This is a genomic window from Winogradskyella sp. A2 (assembly GCF_046762865.1).
In the GTDB taxonomy this organism is placed as follows: domain Bacteria; phylum Bacteroidota; class Bacteroidia; order Flavobacteriales; family Flavobacteriaceae; genus Winogradskyella.
This window is the reverse complement of the sequence record NZ_JBKQXM010000002.1, coordinates 297,657-323,702: the sequence shown is the minus strand read 5'-3', so window position 1 is coordinate 323,702 and position 26,046 is coordinate 297,657. Positions and strand designations below refer to the sequence as shown.

At 32.6% G+C, this 26,046-nt stretch carries 23 protein-coding genes and 1 tRNA gene; 15 read left to right on the top strand and 9 right to left on the bottom strand.

Translation table 11 applies throughout. From position 1 onward, the window contains the following. Positions 1–38 precede the first annotated feature (38 nt). Positions 39–512 (bottom strand): CYTH domain-containing protein, encoded by a 474-nt coding sequence (locus ACFWV9_RS04640; RefSeq protein WP_411894069.1) that lies wholly within the window; start codon positions 510–512, stop codon positions 39–41. Positions 513–533: 21 nt separating this feature from the next. Between ACFWV9_RS04640 and dinB the strand changes: the two genes are divergently transcribed. Beyond that, positions 534–1,646 (top strand): DNA polymerase IV, encoded by a 1,113-nt coding sequence (dinB, locus tag ACFWV9_RS04635; RefSeq protein ID WP_411894068.1) that lies wholly within the window; start codon positions 534–536, stop codon positions 1,644–1,646. Between the two features lies 1 nt (position 1,647). Here dinB and pyk read toward each other — a convergent pair whose 3' ends face one another. From pyk to ACFWV9_RS04610, 5 genes are all read right to left on the bottom strand, one after another. Further along, the gene (gene pyk, locus ACFWV9_RS04630) at positions 1,648–3,087 is read right to left on the bottom strand and encodes a pyruvate kinase (protein WP_411894067.1); all 1,440 of its coding nucleotides are present in this window, start codon (positions 3,085–3,087) and stop codon (positions 1,648–1,650) included. A gap of 4 nt (positions 3,088–3,091) precedes the next feature. Next, positions 3,092–3,571, bottom strand: coding sequence for an IPExxxVDY family protein (locus ACFWV9_RS04625; RefSeq protein WP_411894066.1), 480 nt, complete (start codon positions 3,569–3,571; stop codon positions 3,092–3,094). A 132-nt stretch (positions 3,572–3,703) separates the two neighbouring features. Next, the gene (rnc, locus tag ACFWV9_RS04620; RefSeq protein WP_411894065.1) at positions 3,704–4,444 is read right to left on the bottom strand and encodes a ribonuclease III; all 741 of its coding nucleotides are present in this window, start codon (positions 4,442–4,444) and stop codon (positions 3,704–3,706) included. Positions 4,445–4,451: 7 nt separating this feature from the next. Further along, positions 4,452–5,702, bottom strand: a complete 1,251-nt coding sequence (gene fabF / locus ACFWV9_RS04615) for a beta-ketoacyl-ACP synthase II (RefSeq protein WP_411894064.1) — start codon at positions 5,700–5,702, stop codon at positions 4,452–4,454. A gap of 10 nt (positions 5,703–5,712) precedes the next feature. Beyond that, positions 5,713–5,946 (bottom strand): acyl carrier protein, encoded by a 234-nt coding sequence (locus ACFWV9_RS04610; RefSeq protein ID WP_008269813.1) that lies wholly within the window; start codon positions 5,944–5,946, stop codon positions 5,713–5,715. Between the two features lie 184 nt (positions 5,947–6,130). Between ACFWV9_RS04610 and purN the strand changes: the two genes are divergently transcribed. From purN to ACFWV9_RS04585, 5 genes are all read left to right on the top strand, one after another. Then, complete coding sequence (gene purN, locus ACFWV9_RS04605) at positions 6,131–6,697, top strand: phosphoribosylglycinamide formyltransferase (RefSeq protein ID WP_411894063.1); 567 nt, start codon at positions 6,131–6,133, stop codon at positions 6,695–6,697. After that, entirely contained in the window at positions 6,690–7,331 is a 642-nt protein-coding gene (locus ACFWV9_RS04600) for a viroplasmin family protein (protein ID WP_411894062.1), read from the top strand. The genes purN and ACFWV9_RS04600 overlap by 8 nt, the downstream gene beginning before the upstream one ends. A gap of 7 nt (positions 7,332–7,338) precedes the next feature. Next, a complete protein-coding gene (locus ACFWV9_RS04595; RefSeq protein ID WP_411894061.1) occupies positions 7,339–8,787 on the top strand; it encodes a flavin-containing monooxygenase in 1,449 nt (482 codons plus the stop codon). Between the two features lie 68 nt (positions 8,788–8,855). After that, entirely contained in the window at positions 8,856–9,782 is a 927-nt protein-coding gene (locus ACFWV9_RS04590; protein ID WP_411894060.1) for a PfkB family carbohydrate kinase, read from the top strand. A 42-nt stretch (positions 9,783–9,824) separates the two neighbouring features. Then, complete coding sequence (locus ACFWV9_RS04585; RefSeq protein WP_411894059.1) at positions 9,825–11,723, top strand: amidophosphoribosyltransferase; 1,899 nt, start codon at positions 9,825–9,827, stop codon at positions 11,721–11,723. A 518-nt stretch (positions 11,724–12,241) separates the two neighbouring features. Here the strand turns inward: ACFWV9_RS04585 and ACFWV9_RS04580 are convergent. Then, a complete protein-coding gene (locus ACFWV9_RS04580) occupies positions 12,242–12,850 on the bottom strand; it encodes a superoxide dismutase (protein WP_411894058.1) in 609 nt (202 codons plus the stop codon). Positions 12,851–12,960: 110 nt separating this feature from the next. Here ACFWV9_RS04580 and ACFWV9_RS04575 point away from each other — a divergent pair, with 110 nt between their 5' ends. The 5 genes from ACFWV9_RS04575 to ACFWV9_RS04555 all read left to right on the top strand — a co-directional run bounded on the left by ACFWV9_RS04575 (position 12,961) and on the right by ACFWV9_RS04555 (position 22,548). Further along, complete coding sequence (locus ACFWV9_RS04575) at positions 12,961–16,110, top strand: UvrD-helicase domain-containing protein (RefSeq protein WP_411894057.1); 3,150 nt, start codon at positions 12,961–12,963, stop codon at positions 16,108–16,110. 38 nt (positions 16,111–16,148) lie between these two features. Continuing rightward, positions 16,149–17,342, top strand: coding sequence for a glycine C-acetyltransferase (kbl, locus tag ACFWV9_RS04570; protein ID WP_411894056.1), 1,194 nt, complete (start codon positions 16,149–16,151; stop codon positions 17,340–17,342). Positions 17,343–17,465: 123 nt separating this feature from the next. Next, entirely contained in the window at positions 17,466–18,869 is a 1,404-nt protein-coding gene (locus tag ACFWV9_RS04565; protein WP_411894055.1) for an OmpA family protein, read from the top strand. Positions 18,870–18,937: 68 nt separating this feature from the next. Next, the gene (locus ACFWV9_RS04560) at positions 18,938–21,697 is read left to right on the top strand and encodes a PD-(D/E)XK nuclease family protein (protein ID WP_411894054.1); all 2,760 of its coding nucleotides are present in this window, start codon (positions 18,938–18,940) and stop codon (positions 21,695–21,697) included. Next, positions 21,697–22,548, top strand: a complete 852-nt coding sequence (locus ACFWV9_RS04555) for an alpha/beta hydrolase family protein (RefSeq protein WP_411894053.1) — start codon at positions 21,697–21,699, stop codon at positions 22,546–22,548. Before ACFWV9_RS04560 ends, ACFWV9_RS04555 begins: the two co-directional genes overlap by 1 nt. A 15-nt stretch (positions 22,549–22,563) precedes the next feature. On the opposite strand, the gene ACFWV9_RS04550 is transcribed toward ACFWV9_RS04555, so the two are convergent. After that, positions 22,564–22,637, bottom strand: a tRNA-Ala gene (locus ACFWV9_RS04550). Positions 22,638–22,642: 5 nt separating this feature from the next. Next, positions 22,643–23,440, bottom strand: a complete 798-nt coding sequence (locus ACFWV9_RS04545; protein ID WP_411894052.1) for a universal stress protein — start codon at positions 23,438–23,440, stop codon at positions 22,643–22,645. Positions 23,441–23,475: 35 nt separating this feature from the next. Here ACFWV9_RS04545 and ACFWV9_RS04540 point away from each other — a divergent pair, with 35 nt between their 5' ends. The 4 genes from ACFWV9_RS04540 (at position 23,476) to ACFWV9_RS04525 (ending at position 26,039) form a co-directional block, all read left to right on the top strand. Next, positions 23,476–23,976, top strand: a complete 501-nt coding sequence (locus tag ACFWV9_RS04540) for a GNAT family N-acetyltransferase (protein WP_411894051.1) — start codon at positions 23,476–23,478, stop codon at positions 23,974–23,976. Further along, positions 23,973–25,307, top strand: coding sequence for an MATE family efflux transporter (locus ACFWV9_RS04535; protein WP_411894050.1), 1,335 nt, complete (start codon positions 23,973–23,975; stop codon positions 25,305–25,307). Before ACFWV9_RS04540 ends, ACFWV9_RS04535 begins: the two co-directional genes overlap by 4 nt. Before the next feature lie 25 nt (positions 25,308–25,332). Next, entirely contained in the window at positions 25,333–25,509 is a 177-nt protein-coding gene (locus ACFWV9_RS04530; protein WP_411894049.1) for a hypothetical protein, read from the top strand. Positions 25,510–25,586: 77 nt separating this feature from the next. After that, positions 25,587–26,039, top strand: coding sequence for a 6-pyruvoyl trahydropterin synthase family protein (locus tag ACFWV9_RS04525; protein ID WP_411894048.1), 453 nt, complete (start codon positions 25,587–25,589; stop codon positions 26,037–26,039). Positions 26,040–26,046 lie beyond the last annotated feature (7 nt).

Genomic DNA, 26,046 nt, shown 5'->3' with positions numbered 1-26,046 from the left:
TTTCAGAGCTTTTTTTATTTGAGCTTAAATTATAGCTCTCATAATTTCCAGTCTTTATAAGGGTTTTTGCTTAGTTGTGAGTTGTAGTATTTAATATCTCCTGTCACTTCTTTTCCTAGCCAAATTGGTTTTTCAAATTTGTCATCAACTGAATTCAATTCAATTTCTGCAATAATTAATCCTTCATTATCACCAAAAAATTGATCTACTTCTATGATATGTTGACTTAACTTAACCTCATATCTAATTTTATCAATAATGCCCACTTCACATAATAGCAAAAGCGATTCTGCTTCTTCTCTTCCTAGTTCCTTTTCCCATTCAAAACGCGTCAATCCGTTATCAGAAGACAATCCTTTTACCGTTAATAACCCTTTCTCATTGATCAATCTAACTCTAACTGTTCTTTCAGGATCTGAGTTTAAAAACCCTTGTTTAATAGTATAGTGGTTAAATGCCTCTTCCTTAAACTTGGAAGAGTTTACTAAGTATTTACGTTCAATTTCTATCATGGTATTGCGTAAATTTACACTATGCATAATGATTTACCAATAAGAAAAATAATTCACGTAGATATGGATGCATTTTATGCGTCTGTTGAACAGATGGATGATCCAAGTCTTAAAGGTAAACCTATCGCTGTTGGAGGTGGCGGTGCAAGAGGAGTGATTAGTGCTGCAAGTTATGAAGCAAGGAAATTTGGAGTAAAAAGTGCTATGTCTGGAAGACTAGCTGAAAAATTGTGCCCTGATTTAGTTTTTGTAAAACATAGATTTGATCGCTATAAAGAAATCTCTAGCCAGATCAGAAAGATATTTCTAGATTATACAGATCTAGTGGAACCATTATCATTAGACGAAGCTTACTTAGATGTAACAGAAAACAAAATTGGGCTCCCGAGTGCTACATTAATTGCGCAGAAGATAAGACAACGTATTTTTAATGAAGTTGGCTTAACAGCCTCAGCAGGTATCTCTATAAACAAGTTTGTAGCTAAGATTGCGAGCGATTATAACAAACCAAATGGTCAAAAAACAGTTAATCCTGAAGACGTATTTCAGTTTTTAGAAGACCTAGATATTAGGAAGTTCTATGGCGTGGGAAAAGTCACAGCAGAAAAAATGTATCAAAAAGGAATCTTTACAGGAAAGGATTTAAAAACAAAGAGCCTTGAATATTTAGAAGAGAACTTCGGGAAATCAGGCAAACAGTATTATTACATTGTGAGAGGCATCCATAACAGTGAGGTGAAACCAAATAGAATAAGAAAATCCTTGGCAGCAGAGCGTACTTTTAGCGAAAATCTATCCTCGGAAATTTTTATGTTAGAAAAGTTAGATCAAATAGCCACTGAAGTTTCAAATCGTTTAGATAAAAGTAAAGTCTCTGGTAAAACAATTACTTTAAAAATAAAATATAGTGACTTTACTCTTCAAACCAGAAGTAAAACCTTGCCGTTTTTTATTAACGACAAAGCCATTATTTTAGAAAATGCTAAGGAGCTTCTATATCAAGATAAATTAAATAACTCAGTCAGATTACTTGGTATTTCACTATCCAATTTAAATACTGAAAATAAGTCAACTTTAAAAAATAAAAGTGACAACAAGCAATCTATTAGCGTACAGTTAAAGTTTGAATTTTAACCTAAAAGCTACAACTCTCTATTTCAGTAACGCGTAATGTGTTTACCATACCCTTATCTTGTATAGGCATTGCAGCTAAACTAATAAGCATATCACCAACCTCTAAATAGCCTTTTTTACAAGCAATTGCATTTACGTCTTCTATGGTTTCATCCGTACTTACAAATCTATCATAGTAGAATGCTTTTACACCCCAAAGCAAATTAAGTTGTGTTAAAATTCGCTTATTTGATGTAAACACTAATATGTGTGCATCAGGTCTCCAAGCAGAAATTTGAAAAGCTGTATAACCACTATTGGTTAAGGTTGAAATTGCTTTGGCGTTGATTTCATTTGCCATATTTGCGGCATGGTAGCATATTGCTTTTGTAATATATCTTTTGGTTCTAATATGCGGTGGAGACTGCGGCACTTCAATTAAATGAGAATCTTCTACACTTCTAATAATATTAGACATTTGACGAATTACTTGCACGGGGTATTGACCTACTGAAGTTTCACCAGATAGCATTACCGCATCAGCACCATCCATAACTGAATTGGCAACATCGTTTACCTCTGCTCTTGTAGGTGTTAAACTAGTAATCATTGTTTCCATCATCTGGGTTGCAATAATTACTGGTACTCTAGCGCGTTTTGCTCGTAACACTAATTTCTTTTGAATTAATGGAACTTCTTCTGCAGGAATTTCAACACCTAAATCGCCACGTGCAACCATTAACCCATCACAATAAGCAACAATCTTATCTATATTTTCAACAGCTTCTGGTTTTTCAATCTTGGCTATAATAGGAATTTTATAATCTCCATGCTCTTTGATTAACTCTTCTAATTGCATTAAATCTTCCGCATGTCTAACAAATGATAGCGCAATCCAATCTACCTTTAATCCAATGGCAAAAATGGCATCCTCAATATCTTTTTCTGTTAAAGCTGGTTGAGAAATGTTTGTGTTTGGTAGATTAACTCCTTTTTTGGATTTCAATGGACCACCTTGTATAACCCTTGCTTTAACTTCACTTTTCTTGTCTGTCGAAACAACTTCGAAGATAAGTTTCCCATCATCGAGCAATATTCTTTCACCAGGTTTAGCGTCTTGTGGAAAGTTATCATAGGTCATGTATACTCTTTCCTTAGTACCTTCAAATCGTTCTCCTGTTGCAAAAATAATTTCATCTCCTTCGTTCACTATAACTTCACCCTTCATTACGCCCACTCGTAATTTTGGCCCTTGTAAGTCTGCTAAAATGGCAGCGTTATAACCAAATTCTTCGTTGAGTTCTCTAATTATCTTTATGCGTTCCTTTACTCCATCGTAATCAGCATGAGAAAAGTTAATTCTAAAAACATTTGCGCCTTCATCGAGCATTTGTTTCAGTACTTGCTTACTGCTTGTTGCTGGTCCTAGTGTGGCTACTATTTTGGTCTTATTGTTTGGCATCAATTTAAAAAATTAAATGGTTTTTTGATCTCAATTTTATTGGATCTACGGTATAACTAGTTATTATCTGAGGCACTCTTTGCAATTTGTTTAAAATTACCTTTTCGTTAATATGCTGCATCTCCTCAGATATCTTTATAAAATAATCTACAGTTTTAAATTCTGTTATTAAGTGAAATGTTTTTAATACTTTACTGCTGTCTTCAAATAACGTACCTGTGCTATATAAACTGGTTTCTTCTTTTTTACAAACATTAGAAATTAAATTCCATGTGACATATTCAGTGTCATTTTTCCACTCAAAAATACTATAAGAAGATTCAAGATATTTTAAATCTACATCTTCTTCCTTTCGCTTTAATTTTAAATCTAAATTTCTGTTGAGTAAATATGCTAGTCGATAATCTTCAATACCACAATGAATTGCAATCAGCTTATAGGTGTCATCATAGAAATCATCTACTAAAAGTTTGTGCAAAGCCATATAATTATAACTTTTAAGTGTAAATATAGAACAATAATAGGTTACATAGATTAACTTTTAATTAATCTTATCCCTTAAAAATTACGAAAACGTTGTAGTGTTGGTTAATAGTGTAAAGTTAAAATTATGAAACTAAATCAACTTTGTCATTTGCTTTTGAAACGCAAAAAACGCACGCTTTGAAGCTTTTTCTTCAGCCTTTTTCTTAGACGTTGCTCGTGCTTTAGAAACTACTTTATTGTTAATACTTAACTTAACAGAAAAGTGTTTTAACTCATCTTTACCAGTATCTTCATAGACCTCATAGTCAAAAGTGTTCTTTTCTTTTTGACACCATTCAATAAGTAAACTTTTATAACTGATTACTTTGCCTTCTAAGGTTTCAATATCAACATATGGATAAATTACCCTTTTGTAAATAAACCTCTCACAGGTCCTATAGCCTTTATCTAGATAAATAGCACCAACTAGTGCTTCAAAAAGATTCCCATGAATATTATTCCCAAAGTTAGATTTTGGTATTCTACTTTGTACTAAATCAATTAAATCTAAATCTTTGCCAAGCTCATTTAAATGTTCTCGACTCACAACCTTTGAACGCATTTTTGTAAGATAACCTTCATCACCATGAGGTACTTGCTCATATAAATAAGCGGCAATTACGGAGCTAAGCATTGCGTCACCTACAAATTCAAGGCGTTCATAATTTATTGCATTACCCTTTTTGTCCTTAATATTCATAGAACGATGGGTAAACGCTTTAATATAAAGTGATTTTGATTTTGGTTTAAATCCTAAGATGTCTTTGAGTTTCAAAAAAAAATTCCCGTCTCCTAGAGAACGGGAATTTAGTATGTTACGAATGAAACCCATTCGGGATTTAATCTAATTTTTTAAATAATACACAAGCGTTGTGTCCACCAAATCCAAATGTATTACTCATTGCGACTTTAATATCTCGTTTCTGAGCTTTGTTGAGTGTTAAATTTAATTCTGGGTCTATATTTTCATCAACAGTATCATGATTTATTGTTGGTGGTATAATACCATGTTCCATAGCCAAAATTGAAGCGATAGCTTCAATAGCTCCTGCAGCACCCAACAAGTGACCTGTCATTGATTTTGTAGAATTAATATTTATATTCTTAGCGTGGTCGCCAAATACTTCTGATATAGCTTTTAGTTCTGCAACATCACCTAATGGAGTTGATGTTCCGTGTGTATTAATATGATCTACATCTTCAGGATTTAATCCGGCGTTCTCTAAACAATTTTTCATTACTGCAACAACTCCTATCCCATCAGGGTGTGGTGCTGTCATATGATAAGCGTCTGAGGATAATCCTCCCCCTACTACCTCAGCGTATATTTTTGCGCCTCTTGCTTTTGCATGCTCGTACTCTTCTAAAATAATTGACCCTGCTCCTTCACCTAACACAAAACCATCACGGTTCGCATCAAATGGTCTTGAAGCTGTTTCTGGACTATCATTTCTTGTACTCATAGCATGCATAGCATTAAAACCACCCATACCTGCGATAGTAACTGCTGCTTCGCTACCTCCTGTAATTACAACATCACAATGTCCTAATCTAATAGTGTTTAGAGCATCAATCATTGAATTTGCGGAAGACGCACATGCAGATACAGTTGTATAGTTTGGACCCATAAACCCATATTTAATAGATATGTTTCCAGGGGCTATATCAGCTATCATTTTTGGAATAAAGAAAGGATTGAAACGTGGACTACCGTCACCTGCAGCGAAATTTAACACCTCGTCTTGAAATGTTTTTAAACCACCTATTCCGGCACCCCAAATTACTCCTACTCTGTATTTGTTTAGAGAATCAAGATCAAGTTTTGAGTCAGCAATTGCTTCATCTGAAGCAACCATTGCATACTGCGAAAACTTATCCATTTTCCTTGCTAACTTTCTATCAATAAAGTCAGTAACTTCAAAGTTTTTTATTTCACAAGCGAACTGAGTTTTAAATTTCTCCGCATCAAAATGCGTTACAGGTGCGGCACCACTTTTACCACTAATTAACGCATTCCAATATTCATCCTTGGTATTGCCAATTGGTGTAAGTGCACCTAAACCAGTAACTACAACTCGCTTTAATTCCATAAAAAAATTATTATTTAGCTTCTTCTATATAAGAAATAGCTTGACCAACTGTTGCAATATTTTCAGCTTGATCATCTGGGATTTGAATATCAAATTCCTTTTCAAATTCCATTATTAATTCAACAGTGTCTAACGAATCAGCTCCTAAATCATTAGTGAAGCTTGCTTCTGTTACAACCTCGTTTTCATCAACACCCAATTTGTCTACGATAATCGCTTTTACTCTTGATGCAATGTCTGACATAATCTTTTAATTTTAAGTTTTAATTAGACCGCAAAAATAAAAAACTTTATTTTTAAAAAACATCTTTACCGATAAAATGTGCCCATAGATGGCAAAATTCGATACATCTGTTACTGAATTGCGTCTAATTGTTAATTATTATTCTTTTTTTTGTTTTGAATAATAGTACATTGATAAGTAGTATATGAAACGTGTAGTAATTTTTGCGTCCGGTAGCGGATCTAATGCTGAAAATTTAATTAAGTTTTTTCACAACATTGATAATGTCGCTGTTATTCAGGTAATGACTAACAATCCTCGTGCCAAAGTATTAGAAAGATGTAAAAGGTTAAATATTAGCGCATTGGCATTCAATAGAGTCGCTTTTTCTAAGTCTGACGATATTCTAAATATCTTAAAACTACAAAACCCAGATCTAATTGTGTTAGCAGGATTTTTGTGGAAATTCCCTAACTTTATTCTTGACCATTTTAACAATAGGGTAATAAATATACACCCAGCACTTCTCCCTAAATACGGTGGTAAAGGAATGTACGGTATGCATGTGCACGAAGCTGTTGTTGCAAATAATGAAAAAGAAACTGGCATCACAATTCATTATGTAAATGAAAATTATGACGAAGGCGCGATAATTTTTCAAGCAAAATGTGATGTTTTACCATCAGATACACCAGAGGATGTAGCCTCTAAAATTCACCTTTTAGAAATGGAGCATTTTCCTATTGTAGTTAATGATTTGCTTAATGAGTAAAAAGAAAAAGAAATACTATACGGTTTGGAAGGGTCATAACGCTGGTGTTTTTGAGACGTGGGACGATTGCAAAGCTCAAATTAAGAATTTTAAAGGGGCACAGTACAAATCCTTCAAAACATTTGATGCCGCTAAAAAGGCATACAGGGAAGGGCCAAAAGAATTCATAGGGAAATCTAAGACTTTTAAAAGTGAACTTTCAGAAGAACAACTAAAAAAAATAGGCGAACCTAATCCAAATTCTATTTGCGTAGATGCTGCAGTAAGCGGTAATCCGGGCAAAATGGAATATCGAGGTGTAGAAACAAAAACAAAAAGACAACTATTCATTCAAGGACCTTTTGAAGAAGGAACTAACAACATTGGAGAGTTTTTAGCAATTGTACATGGGTTAGCTTTTTTAAAACAAAAAAAGAGTAATCGGATTATCTATACTGACTCTAGAACAGCAATGAGCTGGATTAAAAAGAAAAATTGTAATACAAAACTTAAAAAAACCGATAAAAACAAACCGCTTTTTGAATTGGTGGACAGAGCAATAAATTGGTTAAAAGAAAATAAGTTTTCAACTACTATTGTTAAATGGGAAACAAAAGCTTGGGGAGAGATTCCTGCAGATTTCGGCAGGAAATAGAATTAAGATGGATAACGATTTTTATGACATTATAATTATTGGCGCTGGGCTTTCGGGAATTGGAGCAGCATGTCACTTAACTCGCAAAAATCCAGAAAAATCTTATTTAATATTAGAATCTAGAGAATCCCTTGGAGGCACCTGGGATTTGTTCAAATACCCTGGTGTGCGATCTGATTCTGACATGTATACTTTTGGATATTCTTTTAAAACTTGGGATGATGCAAAATCCTTTGCAGATGCACCCTCCATTTTAAAATATCTCAATGAAGCTTCTAGAGAATATAATGTCAATGACAAGATAACTTATAATCAACGCGCTATTTCGTACGACTTTAATTCTAAAAATAACCTATGGTATATAACAACAGTTCATACCAAGTCTAACAATAGAACCACCTATACTTCTAAATTTATTTTTAATTGCAGTGGGTACTATAATTATGATAGAGGATATACACCCAATTATAAAGGATTAGCTGATTACAAAGGAGAATTTGTTCACCCACAAAACTGGCCCAAAAATTTAGAATTAGACCATAGAAAAGTAGTAGTAATAGGCAGTGGCGCAACTGCAGTAACAATAGTCCCAAAAATTGCAGAAACTGTAAGCCATATTACCATGCTCCAAAGGTCACCAACCTATGTGGGAGCACTACCCAATAAAGATGTGGTGGCTAAATTCTTTAAATTCATATTGCCCAAAAAAATGGCACATCAAGCTATTAGAATTAAGAATGTGGTCTTAGATATGGCCTTTTTTAATGCCTGTAGAAAATGGCCGAATACCATGAAAAAGTACATCGTTAAAAAAGCACAGAAGGAACTAGGAGATGTACCTGTTCATCCACATTTTACACCTAATTACAACCCTTGGGAACAACGATTTTGTTTGGCACCAGATGGTGATTTGTTTAAATCTATCAGAGAAGGTAAAGCTTCGGTTGAAACCGATACAATAGACCACTTGAACGAAACTGGTATTGTTTTAGAATCTGGAAAAGAGCTAAAGGCAGATGTCATTGTAAGCGCAACCGGTTTAAGGATATTACCTTTAGGTGGAGTAAGTATTTCTATTGATGGTCAACTTATTGATATTTCAAAACTTTTTGTTTACAAGGGCTGCATGTTAAGTGATATTCCTAATTTATTTCTCTTTGTCGGATATACAAATGCATCTTGGACTTTAAAAAGCGATTTAACCAGTGAATACATTGCACGTGTTCTTAGATATATGGATAAAAACAACTTACAGTTTATTTGCCCAAAAACAAAAGATGCCGAACTTAAACCAACACCATTGTTGAATTTAAATTCAGGTTATATTCATCGAGCAAAAAACATACTTCCAAATCAAGGAGATAAAGCTCCTTGGAGAGTTTACCAAAACTACATTTTAGACTATAAAATGCTAAGAATTGATAAAATAAATGATGCTTTTGCTACATTTAATTAATGAAGCGAGTAATTATTTTCAAAGGAATTTATTTTACTTAAATTTGCACCTTAATCAAACTTACTTTAATGGGTAAATTAGTGATTGTCGGTACAGTAGCATTTGATGCTATTGAAACTCCATTTGGTAAAACCGATAAAATCCTTGGTGGCGCAGGTACGTTTATAGCCCTTGCGGCATCAAAATTCAATATAAATTCTGCTGTCGTATCAGTAGTTGGTGGTGATTTCCCACAGGAATATTTAGACTATATGGCCAACCAAAACATTGATGTTTCTGGAATTGAAATAGTTGAAGAAGGTAAAACCTTTTTCTGGAGCGGAAAATATCATAATGACATGAATTCTAGAGACACTTTAGTTACTGAACTAAATGTACTTACAAATTTTGAACCTAAAGTCCCTGAAGATTATAAGGATGCCGAAGTTGTTATGTTGGGTAATCTTCATCCATTAACTCAAATGAGTGTTTTAAATCAAATGACCAAAAAACCAAAATTAGTGGTACTTGATACTATGAATTTTTGGATGGACTGTGCTTTAGAAGATTTACATAATACCATTAAGCACATAGATGTAATTACTATAAATGATGAAGAAGCGAGACAGCTAACAGGAGAATACTCCTTGGTTGTAGCGGCAAGAAAAATTCATGAAATGGGGCCAAAATTTGTAGTAATTAAGAAAGGAGAGCATGGCGCATTATTGTTTCACAATGACAGTGTTTTTTATGCTCCTGCACTCCCATTAGAAGAAGTGTTTGATCCAACAGGTGCTGGCGACACGTTTGCTGGAGGATTTACAGGATATTTAGCAAAAACAGAAGATTATTCATTTGAAAATATGAAAAACGCTGTAATTTACGGATCTACCTTAGCTTCTTTTTGTGTAGAAAAATTTGGCACTGAACGTATGCAGAATTTAAAAGATAACGAAGTGTATAAACGCTTAGACCAATTTAAAAGTCTAACGCAATTTGATATAGAATTAACGTAACTTGACGCGCTCAGAAATAGAGCGCGTTTTTTATTACATAAAATGAGTGATGCAATAAAACACGAGTGTGGTATAGCACTTATAAGACTTTTAAAACCTTTAGAATACTATAAAGAAAAGTATGGCAGTGCATTTTATGGTGTTAATAAAATGTATTTAATGATGGAGAAACAGCACAACAGAGGTCAAGATGGTGCTGGTTTTGCAAGTATTAAATTAGATACTAATCCCGGTGAGCGCTATATAAGTCGAGTAAGATCTATTGCTCAACAACCAATTCAAGATATTTTCTCTCAAATTAATGATCGCATAAATTCTGATATCGCTAAAAACCCTGAATACCAAAATAACGTTGAACTTCAGAAGAAAAATATACCCTACATAGGAGAACTTCTGCTTGGCCATGTGCGTTATGGAACATTTGGAAAGAATAGTGTTGAAAGTGTGCATCCATTTTTAAGGCAAAATAATTGGATGCATAGAAACCTCATTGTTGCGGGTAATTTTAATATGACCAATGTAACTGAACTTTTTGATAATTTGGTGGAGATTGGGCAACACCCAAAAGAAAAAGCCGACACTATTACTGTTATGGAAAAGATAGGTCACTTTTTGGATGATGCTGTGTCAAAAATCTATAAAGACCTTAAAAAAGAAGGGTATTCAAAAATTGAATGCTCTCCTCTAATTGCTAAGCGTTTAAAGGTTAGTAAAATTTTGAGGCGTGCAGCAAAAAATTGGGATGGTGGTTATGCTATGGCTGGTTTACTTGGCCATGGAGATTCTTTTGTCCTAAGAGATCCTGCTGGTATAAGACCGGCATATTACTACAAAGATGATGAAGTTGTTGTTGTTGCTTCAGAAAGACCTGTTATTCAAACCGTTTTTAATGTTCCTTTTGAAGAAGTCGTAGAATTAGATCCTGGCTATGCTATTATTACTAAAAAATCTGGTCAGACACAGATTAAAAAAATTCTAGAACCGTTAGAACGTAAAGCCTGCTCTTTTGAACGTATCTATTTTTCTAGAGGAAGTGATGCTGAAATTTATCAAGAACGAAAAGAGTTAGGTAGACTTTTAATGCCAAAAGTTCTTGAAGCTATTGACAATGACACAAAGAATACTGTCTTCTCTTATATACCAAATACAGCGGAAACATCTTTCTACGGAATGATTGATACGGTTGAAGAACACCTCAACCATAAAAAAACAGAAGTCATACTTAGTGGCAAAAGAAGTCTTTCTTCAGATAAGGTTGAAGAGATACTTTCTGAAAGACCTCGTATTGAAAAGATTGCAATAAAGGATGTAAAACTTAGAACCTTTATCACTGAAGATAGTAGCAGAGATGATCTTGTAGCTCATGTTTACGATATAACTTATGGAGTTATTAAACCAACTGATAATCTTGTAATCATTGATGATAGTATTGTAAGAGGTACTACGTTAAAAAAGAGTATAATTAAAATGATGGATCGTTTAGGTCCTAAAAAAATAATTGTAGTTTCTTCAGCACCGCAAATTAGATATCCTGATTGTTATGGTATTGACATGGCCAACTTAGAAAGTTTGGTAGCCTTTAGGGCAGCATTAGTGCTTTTGAAAGAAACTAATCAATATGGTATTGTAGAAGAAGTTTATAAAAAATGTCTTACTCAAGTAGGAATTAATGATAAAAATGTAAAAAACTACGTAAAAGAAATTTATAACAATTTCTCAGATGAGCAGATTTCTAATAAAATTTCTGAGCTATTGAGTGATGTTGATGTCAAAGCAGAGGTAAAAATAATATTTCAACCTGTAGAAAATCTTCATAAGGCTTGTCCTAAACATTTAGGAGATTGGTACTTCACAGGTGATTATCCAACACCAGGAGGAAACCGTGTTGTAAACAAAGCCTTTATAAACTTCTATGAAGGCAATAAAGAACGTGCTTATTAAATTTAAATAAATTACCATTTTGTCCGACAAAATAAGTATTTCATCTATGTTTTGTGCATTTTATCCAAAATTTGTTTCGTTTTAACAAATAAAATATACATTGTTCTCACCATAACATAAGTAGGTTAAGTTCATGGTAGATTTGGGGCAAAAAAAGGTGAACAATGTTCACCTTTTTTTATGGGCTTAATTAAAGTTTTACTTTAAGTTATGACTGTAAATAATTTAGATTTGCAATTAACATATGTGAATATTAGTTGCTCTTTCCACTCTTAGACTAATATATAGGTCGTTTATCCAAAAAATTCATTTGTTAAATTATAGTCCGCTTATATTTGATTCACCATAACATAAGTAGGTTAAGTTTATGGTAGATTTGGGGCAAAAAAGGTGAACTCTCTGTTCACCTTTTTTCATTTTATATACATAAGAACTTTTAGTTCATGGACTTCTCTTTTAAAAAACAAAAAACCCAAGCCATAAAGACTTGGGTAATTTAGATAAATATTCTATAAAATTTATTTTGCTTCTGCGTAGCGTCTTTCTATTTCATTCCAGTTAATTACATTAAAAAATGCCGAAATATAATCTGGTCTTCTGTTTTGATAATTTAAATAATAAGCGTGCTCCCAAACATCTAATCCTAATATTGGTGTTCCTCCGCAACTAACTCCTGGCATCAAAGGGTTGTCTTGGTTAGATGTAGAACATACTTCAACTTTTCCTCCTTTATGTACGCATAACCAAGCCCATCCAGAACCAAACTGAGTTGCAGCTGCTTTACTAAAAGACTCAATAAAAGCGTCCTTTGATCCAAACTCTGATTCAATAGCATCTTTTAACTCACCTGATAGATAGCCTCTGTCTTCTGGGTTCATTACGTCCCAGAAAAGACTGTGGTTGTAAAATCCTCCGCCATTATTCCTCACAGCAGAATTAGACATATCTAAGTTTGTTAATATGTCTTCTATGGATTTTCCTTCTAAATCCGTTCCGTCTATTGCAGCATTAAGCTTTGTAGTATATCCATTGTGGTGCTTTGAGTGGTGAATCTCCATTGTGCGCGCATCAATGTGTGGCTCTAAAGCATCATAAGCGTATTTTAATTTTGGTAATTCAAAAGCCATAATTTCTTGGTTTTATATTAATAATTCATTATTGACAAAATTACAACAATGGGAATAAGAAAATCTAAATAAATTATTAAGATTCCCTATTTTGGTATAAAATTAATCATTTGCAAAACTCAGCATATAAAATATACAACGCTTCAGCAGGTAGTGGAAAAACATTCACACTTACCAAATCCTATTTAAAAATTTTAATCGCCTCAGACAATCCTGAGTTTTTCAAACATTTATTAGCAATTACCTTTACGAATAAAGCTGTTACTGAGATGAAAGAGCGCATAATTAATATGCTTAAGCATTTTTCGTCAGAACAAGGTATAAATGAACCTCATGATATGTTTGTTACTATCTGTAATGAATTAAATATATCTCCCAAATCTCTTCACATAAAGGCCAAGCAAATTTTAAAACACATCATTCATAATTATGGTGCTTTTGATATTTCAACAATTGATGGCTTTACACATCGCATTATTAGAACATTTGCACAAGACTTAAAACTTCCTGTTAATTTTGAGGTAGAATTAGATAAGGATAGATTATTGTCTGAAGCTGTTGAAAGTTTAATTAGTAAGGCAGGTACGGACAATGAATTGACCAAAATCTTAGTTGACTTTGCCATAGAAAAAGCAAACGATGATAAAAGTTGGGATGTTAGCTATGACTTTAATAAAATTTCTAAGCTTCTTGTTAATGAAAATGATCTCATTGCATTAAATACATTAGCGAATAAAAGCTTAACCGATTTCCAAAAGTTAAAATCAAAACTGTTTATAAAAATAAAATCTATTGAGACTGAAATAAACGAACTGGCCAAAACAACTCTAACTTTAATTGCTGAAAGTGGTATAGAACACTCTGATTTTACAGGTGGTAAAAGAGCCTACCTTCCAAACTATTTCAAGAAATTATTGCGCTTAGATTTGAGGGTAGATTATTCTGCGACTTGGATTTTAAACTTAGAAGAGAAGCCTCTTTATCCTGTCAGTTCTACCACAAATCATATTAAAGAGGTTTTAGATGCTATTAAGCCTGATATTATTAGCTTTTTCAAAAAATCTAAAGAATTATATTATGAACTAAAACTTCAAAAAGGTCTATATAGAAATCTAACACCTTTGTCTGTTTTAAATGCTATAAAATCTGAATTGAAAACCATCAAGGAGGAACAAAATAAACTACTCATTTCAGAGTTTAATACCCTCATTAGCAATGAAATTAAAGATCAACCAACACCATTTATTTATGAGCGTTTAGGGGAAAAGTATAAGCACTACTTTATTGATGAATTTCAGGATACTTCTGTGATGCAATGGAATAATCTTATTCCATTAATCGACAATGCACTTTCTACTGCCAATGGGTCGTTAATGTTAGTGGGGGATGCAAAACAGGCTATATACAGATGGCGCGGAGGAAAAGTAGAACAGTTTATAGATCTTTATAATAGAAACAATAATCCTTTTCAAACTAAAGTTTCAGTAGAATCCCTAGATACCAACTATAGAAGTAGCAGAGAAATAGTAAATTTCAATAATGAGTTTTTTGATTATTTAAGTCGGAATTTCTTCTCTGATAATAATTATTCTGAACTCTATCAAAATTCAAGACAAAACGTAGCAATAAATAAAACGGGCTATGTAAATCTGAGCTTTATAGATAATCTAGAAGATGATGATGAAGCTTCCGTTCTATATTCGAAGAAAGTGTTAGTAAAGATCCAGCAATGTCTTTTCAATGGATATAAACTTAGTGAAATTTGTGTGCTAGTTAGAAAACACAATGAAGGTGTAATTGTCTCTGATTATTTAAGTGAAAATTCCATTGAAATAACTTCCTCTGAAACCCTGTTAATAAAGAATTCCGAAAAGATTGTTTTTATAAATAACCTCATAAAGCTTCTCGTTCAACCAGATAATTCACCAATAAAAATTGAAGTTTTAACCTTTATCTCTAAACTAAATAATATAAATGACAAGCATTCTTTTTATCTAAAACATAATAGAACAAAACTAAGTGACCTGTTTAATAGTCTAAAATCAATTGGTTATTTTATTGATATTGCTGACTTATTACAGTTGCCGCTTTACGAATTAATAGAGGAAATTATTAGGGTATTTAAACTAAACAATAAACCTGATGCGTTTTTACAATATTACCTCGACTTTGTTTTAGAATTCACCCAGAAACAAAACTCTGATATAGGCCAGTTCATTGAATATTTTGAACAGAAAAAAGAAAAACTTGGTATCTCTTCACCAGACAATTTAAATGCTGTGAACATTATGACTATTCATAAGTCAAAAGGTCTTGAGTTTCCAGTTGTTATTTTCCCATTTGCTGAATTAAATATTTACAAAGAACTAGACCCAAAAGTTTGGTTTTCAGTTGACAGTGATACAAATGAAGGATTTGATACCCTTCTTTTAAATTATAACAAAGACATTGAAAATTTTGGAGTATCAGGTAAATCTATTTTCGACATTCATCAATCTCAATTAGAGTTAGATAATATAAATCTTCTCTATGTAGCTTTAACAAGACCTATTGATCAATTATATATTATTTCAAAAAAAGATTTTAACAAAAAAGGTGAACTCAATACCAAAACATATTCAGGTATGTTAATATCCTATCTTCAGTCTATAGGTCAATGGAGTGAAAACGAGACCGATTTTAACTTTGGATTAAACGAACAAAAAGATATTAAGGCTACAGGAGAGTGCATAGTCAATTCAGTTGCCTTAAAACTTATCTCTTCTAAGAAAGAAGATCACAATCTCCAAATTATTACTAAATCAGGTCTGCTTTGGGACACTAAGCAAGAAAAAGCTATGGAGAAAGGTAATTTAATCCATGAATTACTTTCAAAAATAAAAACAAAAGCAGACGTTTCTTTTGCATTCGAGGAAATGGTTTTATCAGGAGATGTTTCCAAAGAGGTATTAAAGCTACTTCAGATTGTCGTTAATAAGGTAATTAATCATGAAAAATTAAAAGCCTATTTCACAAATGATTACAGAGTCTTCAATGAAAAGGATATTATAACAAAATCAGGGCAACAAGTGAGACCCGATCGTTTAAATTTTAATTCAAAAAATGAAGTTGTAATTATCGATTACAAAACGGGGCAACAAAAATCATCCTATACTAATCAATTACTGGCTTATGAGAATGTTCTAAATGAAATGAATTACAAAGTAATTCATAAATTCATAGTTTACATAAATGAAGATATAGAAGTTATTGAAGTCTAATTGAATGCTCGTATCTTTGCATCATAAATTATAATAATATGTACGGTGCAATAAAAAATGATTTACAAAAAGAGATTGAATCAATCAAGGAGGCTGGTCTTTTTAAAGAAGAAAGAATTATAACCTCTCCTCAAGGTGCGGAAATTACTTTAAACACAGGAGAAACAGTCTTAAATTTTTGTGCAAACAATTACTTAGGTCTATCAGCACATCCAGAGGTAATAAAAGCAGCCAAAGACACATTAGATTCTCATGGTTTTGGTATGTCTTCCGTTAGATTTATTTGTGGTACACAAGATATTCACAAAGAACTTGAGCAAAAAATATCAGATTTTTATGGTACTGAAGACACCATTCTGTACGCTGCAGCTTTTGATGCTAATGGAGGAGTTTTTGAACCTCTATTAGGAAAAGAGGATGCAATAATCTCAGATTCACTTAATCATGCCTCAATAATTGACGGAGTAAGATTATGTAAAGCCGCTAGATATCGTTACCAAAATAACGATATGAAAGATTTAGAAAAACAACTTATCACAGCTAATGAAAATGGTGCAAGACATAAAATAATAGTTACAGACGGTGTGTTTTCAATGGATGGATTGGTTGCGCCATTAGATAAAATTTGCGATTTGGCTGAAAAGTATGATGCAATGGTTATGATTGATGAATGTCATGCGACTGGATTTATTGGTGAAACAGGTATTGGCACCTTAGAAGAAAAAGGTGTACTGGGACGAATTGATATTATCACAGGTACTTTAGGAAAGGCAATGGGTGGAGCGATGGGTGGCTATACGACAGCTAAAAAGGAAATTATTGAAATTTTGAGACAACGTTCAAGACCATATTTATTTTCAAATTCTCTAGCACCTGCTATAGTAGGTGCATCAATAAAGGTTTTTGATATGTTAAAAAACGACACAACCTTAAGAGACAAGCTAGATTGGAATACAAAGTATTTTAAGAAAAACATGAAGGCCGCAGGTTTTGATATTATTGATGGTGACTCAGCAATTGTACCTGTTATGCTATATGATGCCAAACTAGCACAGAAAATGGCAAACATGTTGCTTGAAAAGGATATTTACGTGATTGGGTTTTTCTATCCAGTAGTCCCTAAGGATAAGGCAAGAATAAGAGTGCAATTATCAGCGGCACATGAGCCAAATCAATTAGATAAAGCCATTGCGGCATTTGTTGAGGTTGGAAAAGCTTTAGATATTATTTAAAATGGTTACAAACTCTCTATTTTAGGGCGTTTTTACAATATTTTTATATATTTGTCTTTGTTAATAAAATTTAACAACTTACTTTTGCCAACAATTAACACTTAAAATTAAATTAATTAGAATATGAAAAATCTTAGCAGATTATTATTTGTTTCAGTGCTTTTAGTATGTTTCAGCACATCAAATGCGCAAGATAAAAACAATCCATGGGCAATTAGCTTAGGGACAAATGCAGTTGATGCATATCCAGTAGGTGAGGATTTACCTCAAGGGCCTTATTTCGACGAGTATTTTAATGTTTCAGATCACTGGAATATTTTCCCAACAATTTCTAGAGTTGCAGTGTCTAGATATTTAAGCGATGGTTTTACTTTTACTGCTGGTGGTACTATTAACAGTATTGATAAATTCGGTACAAGGTTAAATTCTAGTACTGGAGAAGAAGAAACTAATCCAGCTAATGATTTATCGTATTACAGTTTAGATGGTACGATATCTTACAGTTTCCAAGATTTAATTAATTCTCAAAAATTTGAGCCTTTCCTTGGTGTAGGTGGTGGTTATACTTGGTTAGACAATGTAGGCGCTGGTACATTAAACGGAAACTTAGGTTTAAGATACTGGTTTAACGAAAAATTAGGTGTAGAGGTACAATCTATGTACAAGCACGCTTTTGAAGATTATTTACCAAAGCATTTCCAACATTCTGCTGGTATTATTTTTAAATTTGGTGGTACAGATACTGATAAAGACGGTATCTACGATCAAGACGATGCGTGTCCAGAAGAAGCTGGTTTAGAAATTTTTAACGGATGTCCTGATTCTGATAATGATGGTATTCAAGATTCTAAAGACGATTGTCCTAACACTGCAGGTTTAGCCGAATTTAATGGTTGTCCTGATAGTGATGGTGACGGTGTTGTTGATAAAGATGATAAATGTCCTACAGTTGCAGGTTTAAAAGCATTAATGGGATGTCCAGATGCTGATGGTGACGGTGTTGCTGATGGTGACGATAACTGTCCTAATGAGTCAGGTCCAGCGGCAAACAACGGGTGTCCTTGGCCAGATACTGATGGTGATGGTGTATTAGATAAAGATGATAAATGTCCGAATGAAGCTGGTGAAGTTGCATTAGACGGTTGTCCAAGACAAGCACCAACTGAAGCGGTAATGAAGACTTTAAATGAGTATGCTAAGACAATCTTATTTGATACTGGTAGAGCATCGATTAAGGATCAATCTAAGGCTGTATTAGATAACATTACAGCTATTTTAAAAGAGTATCCTAATTCTAAGTTCTCTATTGACGGTCATACTGACAGTGTTGGATCTAAATCTTCTAATCAAATATTATCTGAAAGAAGAGCTAACACAGTTAGAGATTATTTAATAGCTAACGGTATTGCTGCTGATAGATTAAATGCAAAAGGATATGGAGAAGCAAACCCAATAGATAATAATAAAACACGTTCTGGTAGAGCAAACAACAGACGTGTAGAAGTTGTTCTTATTAAAGATAACTAAGAGGAAAATACTTTATAAATAAATAAAAAACGCTCCGTAATATACGGAGCGTTTTTTATTTTTATTATATGGTAAGTTTTATAAAGTCTGTACTATTAGATCTGAAGAATAAAAACTTAAATTTTGAAGATCTACAATTTATTCTACCCAGTAAAAGGGCTGGTGTATTTTTAAAACATCAACTTGCAGATTTGATTGATGTGCCAATATTTTCACCAGAAATTAAAAGTATTGAAGAGTTTGTTGAGGAGTTGTCTGGACTAAAGGCGTTATCCAATATTGATTTACTTTTTATTTTTTATGACGCCTACAAATGCCTAACACCCGATGAGGAAGTTGAAGCTTTTGAATCATTCTCGAAATGGGCTCAAACTTTGCTTCAGGACTTTAATGAAATAGACAGGCATCTTGTAGAACAAAACCAAATTTTCGACTACTTAAGTGCAATAATTGAACTTAACCATTGGTCAAAGGCTGAAAACAAAACTGACCTTATTAAGAACCATTTAAAATTTTGGGGAAAGCTTAAAGATTATTATTCAAAATTTACAGAGAATCTTCTGAAAACCAAAAACGGTTATCAAGGATTAATATATAGGGAAGCATGTGATAATCTAGAAATATATATTGAAAATAAACCTTCTAGAACCCATATTTTTCTTGGTTTTAATGCCTTAAATAAGGCGGAATCTATAATTATCCAAGAACTTCTACAAAATGACTTAGCTTATATTTATTGGGACATTGATGAAGCATTCATTCAAGATCCTATTCATGATGCTGGTTTATTTATAAGACATCATAGAAACTCATGGAATTATTTTAAAAAGCAACCATTCAATTGGTTGAGTAAAAATTATCAAGAGAAAAAAGATATTCAAGTTATAGGTATTCCGAAACTTATTGGGCAAGCAAAATATATTGGCCAATTATTGGAAGAATTACATACAAATAATAAAAAATTTGAAGATGTAGCTGTTATTTTAGGTGAAGAAAATCTGTTAATCCCAGTTCTAAATTCCTTACCTCAATCTGTAGAAAAACTAAATGTAACAATGGGTCTAGCATTGAAATATGCTCCATTGGCTTCGGCTTTTGACGCCTTATTTACAATACATAAGAATGATAAAGGATCTTATTATCATAAAGATGTAACACGTATTTTATCACACCCTTCCTTATTTCAATTATTTGAAACTTCGTCAGGTAACTCAGTCAATAATATCCTAAGTCATATACAAGCTTATAACTTAGCTTATATATCCACAACGAAACTCAAAGATATCTCAAAAAGCAATGCAGATTTAATTGGTTTGTTGTTTGATAGTTGGGAGAATAATCCAACTATTGCTTTGAACAAATGCTCTGAGATAGTTTTTAAAATTAAAAAAACCGTTGACTCTAAGAAAAGCAGTAGAAGCATTGAATTGGAGTATTTATATAGATTTAATGCGCTTTTTAACCAAATGAAAACATTAAATGATAACCACAAGTATCTTAACTCTGTTCTAGGGCTTCATACCATTTACAAAGAGCTGTTAAACACGGAAACCTTAGATTTTAGAGGCGAGCCACTCCAAGGGTTGCAAATTATGGGAATGCTAGAATCTAGAGTGTTAGATTTTGAGACTGTTATAATAAGTTCAGTTAATGAAGGGATTTTGCCTTCTGGTAAGAGTAATAATTCATTTATTCCTTTTGATGTTAAAATTGAAAACAACTTACCAACATTTAAGGAAAAAGACGCGGTATACACGTACCATTTTTATCATTTATTACAACGTGCTAAAAATGTTTATATACTTTACAACACGGAAAGCGATGCATTAAATGGTGGTGAGAAAAGTAGATTTATCACTCAATTAGAAATTGAAGGTATTCATAGTGTAAAACATTTAATCGCCTCACCACGAGTGCCTAAACTTGAAAATGAGCTGTTAGAAATCCCAAAAACCGAATTAGTCGTAAAGGAAATTAAAAGTTTTGCTTCAAAAGGTTTTTCTCCATCTTCCTTAAGTAATTATATAAGAAACCCAATAGATTTTTACTATGAAAAAATTCTGAAAATAAAAGAATTTGAAGATGTTGAAGAAAATATAGCCTACAATACTCTAGGTTCAGTAATACACGAAACTCTAAAAGATTTTTATGATCCAATGATTGGACAGTTTTTAACTGTAGAGTATTTAGAATCACTCATGTTGCTAATAGAACCAACGGTTACAAAACATTTTAAGCATTTGTATAAAGAAGGTGATTTTACAAAAGGTAAAAACTTAATTATCTTTAATATAGCTCAACATTACATTAAGGTTTTTGTAAACAGTGAAATAGGAAGTTTGAGAGCAGGAAATGAAATAAAAATTGTAGCCGTTGAAGCAGAAACAAATACAGATATACATATTAATGGTTTTGATTTTCCAATTAAATTAAAGGGTACTGTTGATAGGGTAGACGAATTTAATGGTATGACAAGAATAATTGATTATAAAACCGGCAAGGTAGAACAAGGTAAGGTAGAAATTGTAGAGTGGGCAGACATAACTTCAGATTATGACAAATACAGTAAGTCGTTCCAAATATTGTGTTACGCTTATATGATGCACAAACAATGTTCTCTTCAACTACCAATTGAAGCCGGTATTATTTCTTTTAAAAATCTAAAGAGTGGGTTCTTGAAATTTGGAAAAAAGACATCGCCAAAAACCAGAACAAAGAATCAAGTAATAACTGAAGATACACTGCTCAATTTTGAAGTTGAATTAAAAATATTGATTGCCGAAATTTGTAATCCACAGTTAAATTTTATCGAAAAAGAATTAAATTAATGAACATAAGTAAAAACTTAGTTTTAGAAAGACATGGGAAGAAACCGATTTTAATTGACGTTTTTAAATCAGATATATACGGCAATCAACCAATAATTATATTTTGCCATGGATACAAAGGTTTTAAAGATTGGGGTGCCTGGGATTTAATGGCAAAAAGCTTTGCAAAATCGCGATACTGTTTTATAAAATTTAATTTTTCTCATAATGGAGGTACTATTACAAACCCAATTGATTTTCCAGATTTAGAAGCGTTTGGCAATAATAATTATAGTAAAGAACTAGATGATTTAAATGATGTCATAGATTGGGTTGAAACAAGATTTAAAGACCATCAAAATATTGATATAGATCAAATAATACTAATTGGACATAGCAGAGGTGGTGGTATTTCAATAATTAAAGCCTCTGAAGATTTGAGAATTAAAAAATTAATTACACTGGCTAGTGTATGCGATTTTAGCAAACGCACAGCAACTATAGGAGATTTAGATGAATGGAAAAAAAGTGGTGTGAAATATGTTCTTAATGGAAGAACAAAGCAACAAATGCCACACTATTATCAATTCTACGAGGATTTTAAAGCTAATGAAGAAAGATTAAATATTGAATCTGCCATAAAAAAACTAACCATTCCTCACCTAATAATTCACGGTGATAACGATACATCGGTTAGCATCGAAGAAGGAAGGAATCTGAATAAATGGAATCCTAATTGTAAATTAAAAGTTATTAAGGGTGCTGACCACGTCTTTAATGCAAAACATCCTTGGGAGAAAGATGAACTCTCAGCTGAATTAAGCAGTGCCATTAATTCTATTAAAGAATTCACAAATAAAAAAGCGCAATAAAACTTGCGCTTTTAGTGGAGAAGAGCGGACTCGAACCGCCGACCTCTTGACTGCCAGTCAAGCGCTCTAGCCAGCTGAGCTACATCCCCAAAAATTATTTCATACCACTTAAAACTAGAACAGGAATTTTTGAACTGTGGAAGTCTTTTTTCAAAATTGTATTTTCTTCCCAGAGTTTTGAGAAAAAACCACGTTTACGCCTTACTACACATAATAAATCTGGGCTATGATTCTTATAATGCTCTAAAACTGCTTGAAAAGTCGTTGGGCTTTCAGCATAAGTAATGTTGGTTAACATTTCTTTTAATTCATCATTTAATACAAAGTCCTCTTCTTTATGATAAGGTGTTTTTACCAATAAGGCATTTGCAATTGCCTTAAATTGGCCTTTAATGGATTTTATAGGATTTAAAACACCTTCTTTTTTAATAATTGCAGATTTTAAGGCAATTAATATTTTAACTATAGGCTTATAAACATAATCTTCTGGAACAACTAAAATTGGTATTTGAGTTCGTTTTACAATTCTTCCAGAAGTCTTTCCTAAATACACTTCATCCTTAATGGAATTTGTACGTGGCTCAATAAGCATTAGGTCTACGTCCAAAGCATTACAAACCTTCTCTAAAGTATCAATTAATTTTCCTTTAAATGTTCTTGTACTTATATCTACTCCTTTAGTATCTATTGATGATACAAGCTCATTTAAGAACATCTTAGACTCTCGTTCTAGGATATGATCTATTTTTATCATGGTTCCTGCTTTGGTATAAACATTATATATTTGAACTACATATAATTTAGCACCAAATGCTTTTGCAAAATCTACGGCATATTGCAAATGAGATTTTGCGTTTTTTGAAGACCCTACAGGAACAAGTATCGTTTTCATTGAATAAAGAATTTAGGCAAAAGTACAATTTATAAATGATTCGAAAGGCTACACAAGAAGACATATCATCTATAATGGCAATGACCAAGGCATGTGCTAAAACTATGATAGCAAAGGGTATTTATCAGTGGAACGAACATTACCCAAATAAATCTGCCTTTATTAATGATATTGGGAGAGATGAACTTTTTGTCTTGGAAATTGAAAATAAATTAGCAGGATCTATTGTAATATCTACCCTAATGGATGATGAGTATTTTCCAATAAAGTGGTTAACAAAAAACAGTAATAATATTTATATTCATCGATTGGCAGTACATCCTGACCATCAAGGTAAAGGTTTAGCACAAAATTTGATGGATTTTGCAGAAAACTATGCCATAGAAAATAACTATACTTCTATTAGATTAGATACCTTTTCACAGAACAAGAGAAACCAAAAGTTTTACGAACTTCGTGGCTATAAAAGATTAGGTGATATTTACTTTCCAAAGCAAAGCGTATATCCCTTTCATTGTTACGAATTAGTCCTTTGAGCACTGCAATAACACTTAAACAAATCAACAAATTGGCTATACCAGCATTGATTTCTGGTATTTCAGAGCCGATTTTATCCTTAACGGATGCTGCCGTTATTGGTAACATAGATTTAAATGCGACTGAATCACTGGCTGCTGTCGGTATTGTAACAACGTTTTTATCAATGCTAATTTGGGTTCTGGGCCAGACTCGTAGTGCAATCTCATCAATAGTATCTCAATACTTAGGTGCAAACAAACTCGGTGAAGTAAGAAATTTACCCGCGCAGGCAATATTTTTAATTACCTCCTTAAGCATCTTAATAATTTTGGCCACCTACCCATTTGCTTCTCAAATCTTTAAACTATATAACGCATCAGACCTAATATTAAATTATAGTATAGAATACTACCAGATTAGAGTATTTGGATTCCCTTTTACACTGTTTACAATAGCTGTTTTTGGGACTTTTAGGGGACTTCAAAATACATTTCACCCAATGATAATTGCTATTACTGGTGCGGTAGCGAATATTATTTTAGATATAATTCTAGTTTACGGTATTGAAGGGATAGTTCCTGCAATGCATATTCAAGGAGCTGCATATGCAAGTGTAATTGCTCAGGTTATTATGGCAATGCTCTCTGTGTATTACTTATTGGCTAAAACAGATATTCCATTATTAGTAAAATTTCCTTTTAACCCGGAAATAAAACGTTTTGCTTTGATGATTGTCAATCTTTTTATTAGAACCATTGCATTAAACGTCGCCCTTTACTTTGGGACAAGTTTTGCTACTAAATATGGACCAACATATATTGCTGCTTACACAATAGCAATCAACCTTTGGTTTCTAGGGGCGTTTTTAATTGATGGTTATGCAAGTGCTGGAAATATATTATCCGGCAAGTTGTTTGGAGCAAAACAATATAAAAGCCTAATTGATTTGAGTAATAAACTCATTAAATATGGAATTTCTGTAGGTTTAATAATAGCTATAATTGGAGCTCTTTTATATAACCCAATCGGGAGTATTTTTACGGATGATCAAAAAGTATTAAAGGAATTCTATAATGTGTTCTGGATTGTGCTAGCCATGCAACCACTTTGTGCCTTAGCTTTTATATTCGATGGTGTTTTTAAAGGGTTGGGCAAGATGCAATACTTAAGAAATGTGCTTTTATTTTCAACTCTTTTAGTATTTATCCCAGTTATATTAATAACAGACAATTTAGACTACAAGCTATATGGTATTTTCACAGCTTTTACACTATGGATAATTGCTAGAGGATTACCATTAATTATTAAATTCAGAAAAACATTTAAAACACTAGCTGAAAACGTTTAAATTTGAAACAAATATTTGAAGTTAATTGACTAGACTATTTTTTATACTACAACAGGTTGATATTGAACAAAAAATCAATGATGCTCCAGATGACAATTACAGTATTGGTGTATTCATAGGTAGCATGTTGCCTTTTATAATACTAGTAGTTATAGCATACTTAATCTACAGATTTAACAAAAACAGAATAAAAGAAGAATAGATGGGTAATTATCTTTTTTTAATACTAGCAATTGCATTAATTGTTATATATTTTTTCAATAGAAATAGAAGACGCTAATGACTAACATTCGTATCACAAAACAGTTTTCTTTTGAAACTGGACATGCGCTTTATGGCTATGATGGTAAATGTAAAAATGTGCATGGCCATAGTTATCGTTTAGACGTTACGGTTATTGGGATTCCTATTTCAGATAATACCAATGTAAAATTTGGTATGGTGATAGACTTTGGTGATTTAAAAAAAATTGTAAAAGAAGAAATTGTAAATGTTTTTGACCATGCTACCGTCTTTAACAAAAACACACCTCATGTAGAACTCGCAAAAGAACTTGAAGATAGAGGGCATAATGTTCTGTTGGTAGACTACCAACCTACAAGCGAAATGATGGTTATTGATTTTGCGGTCAAGATTAAAAAACGCCTTCCAGACAACATTAATTTACATTCTTTAAAATTACAGGAAACTGCAACGAGTTTTGCTGAGTGGTTTGCTTCAGACAATGAGTAATCCTATT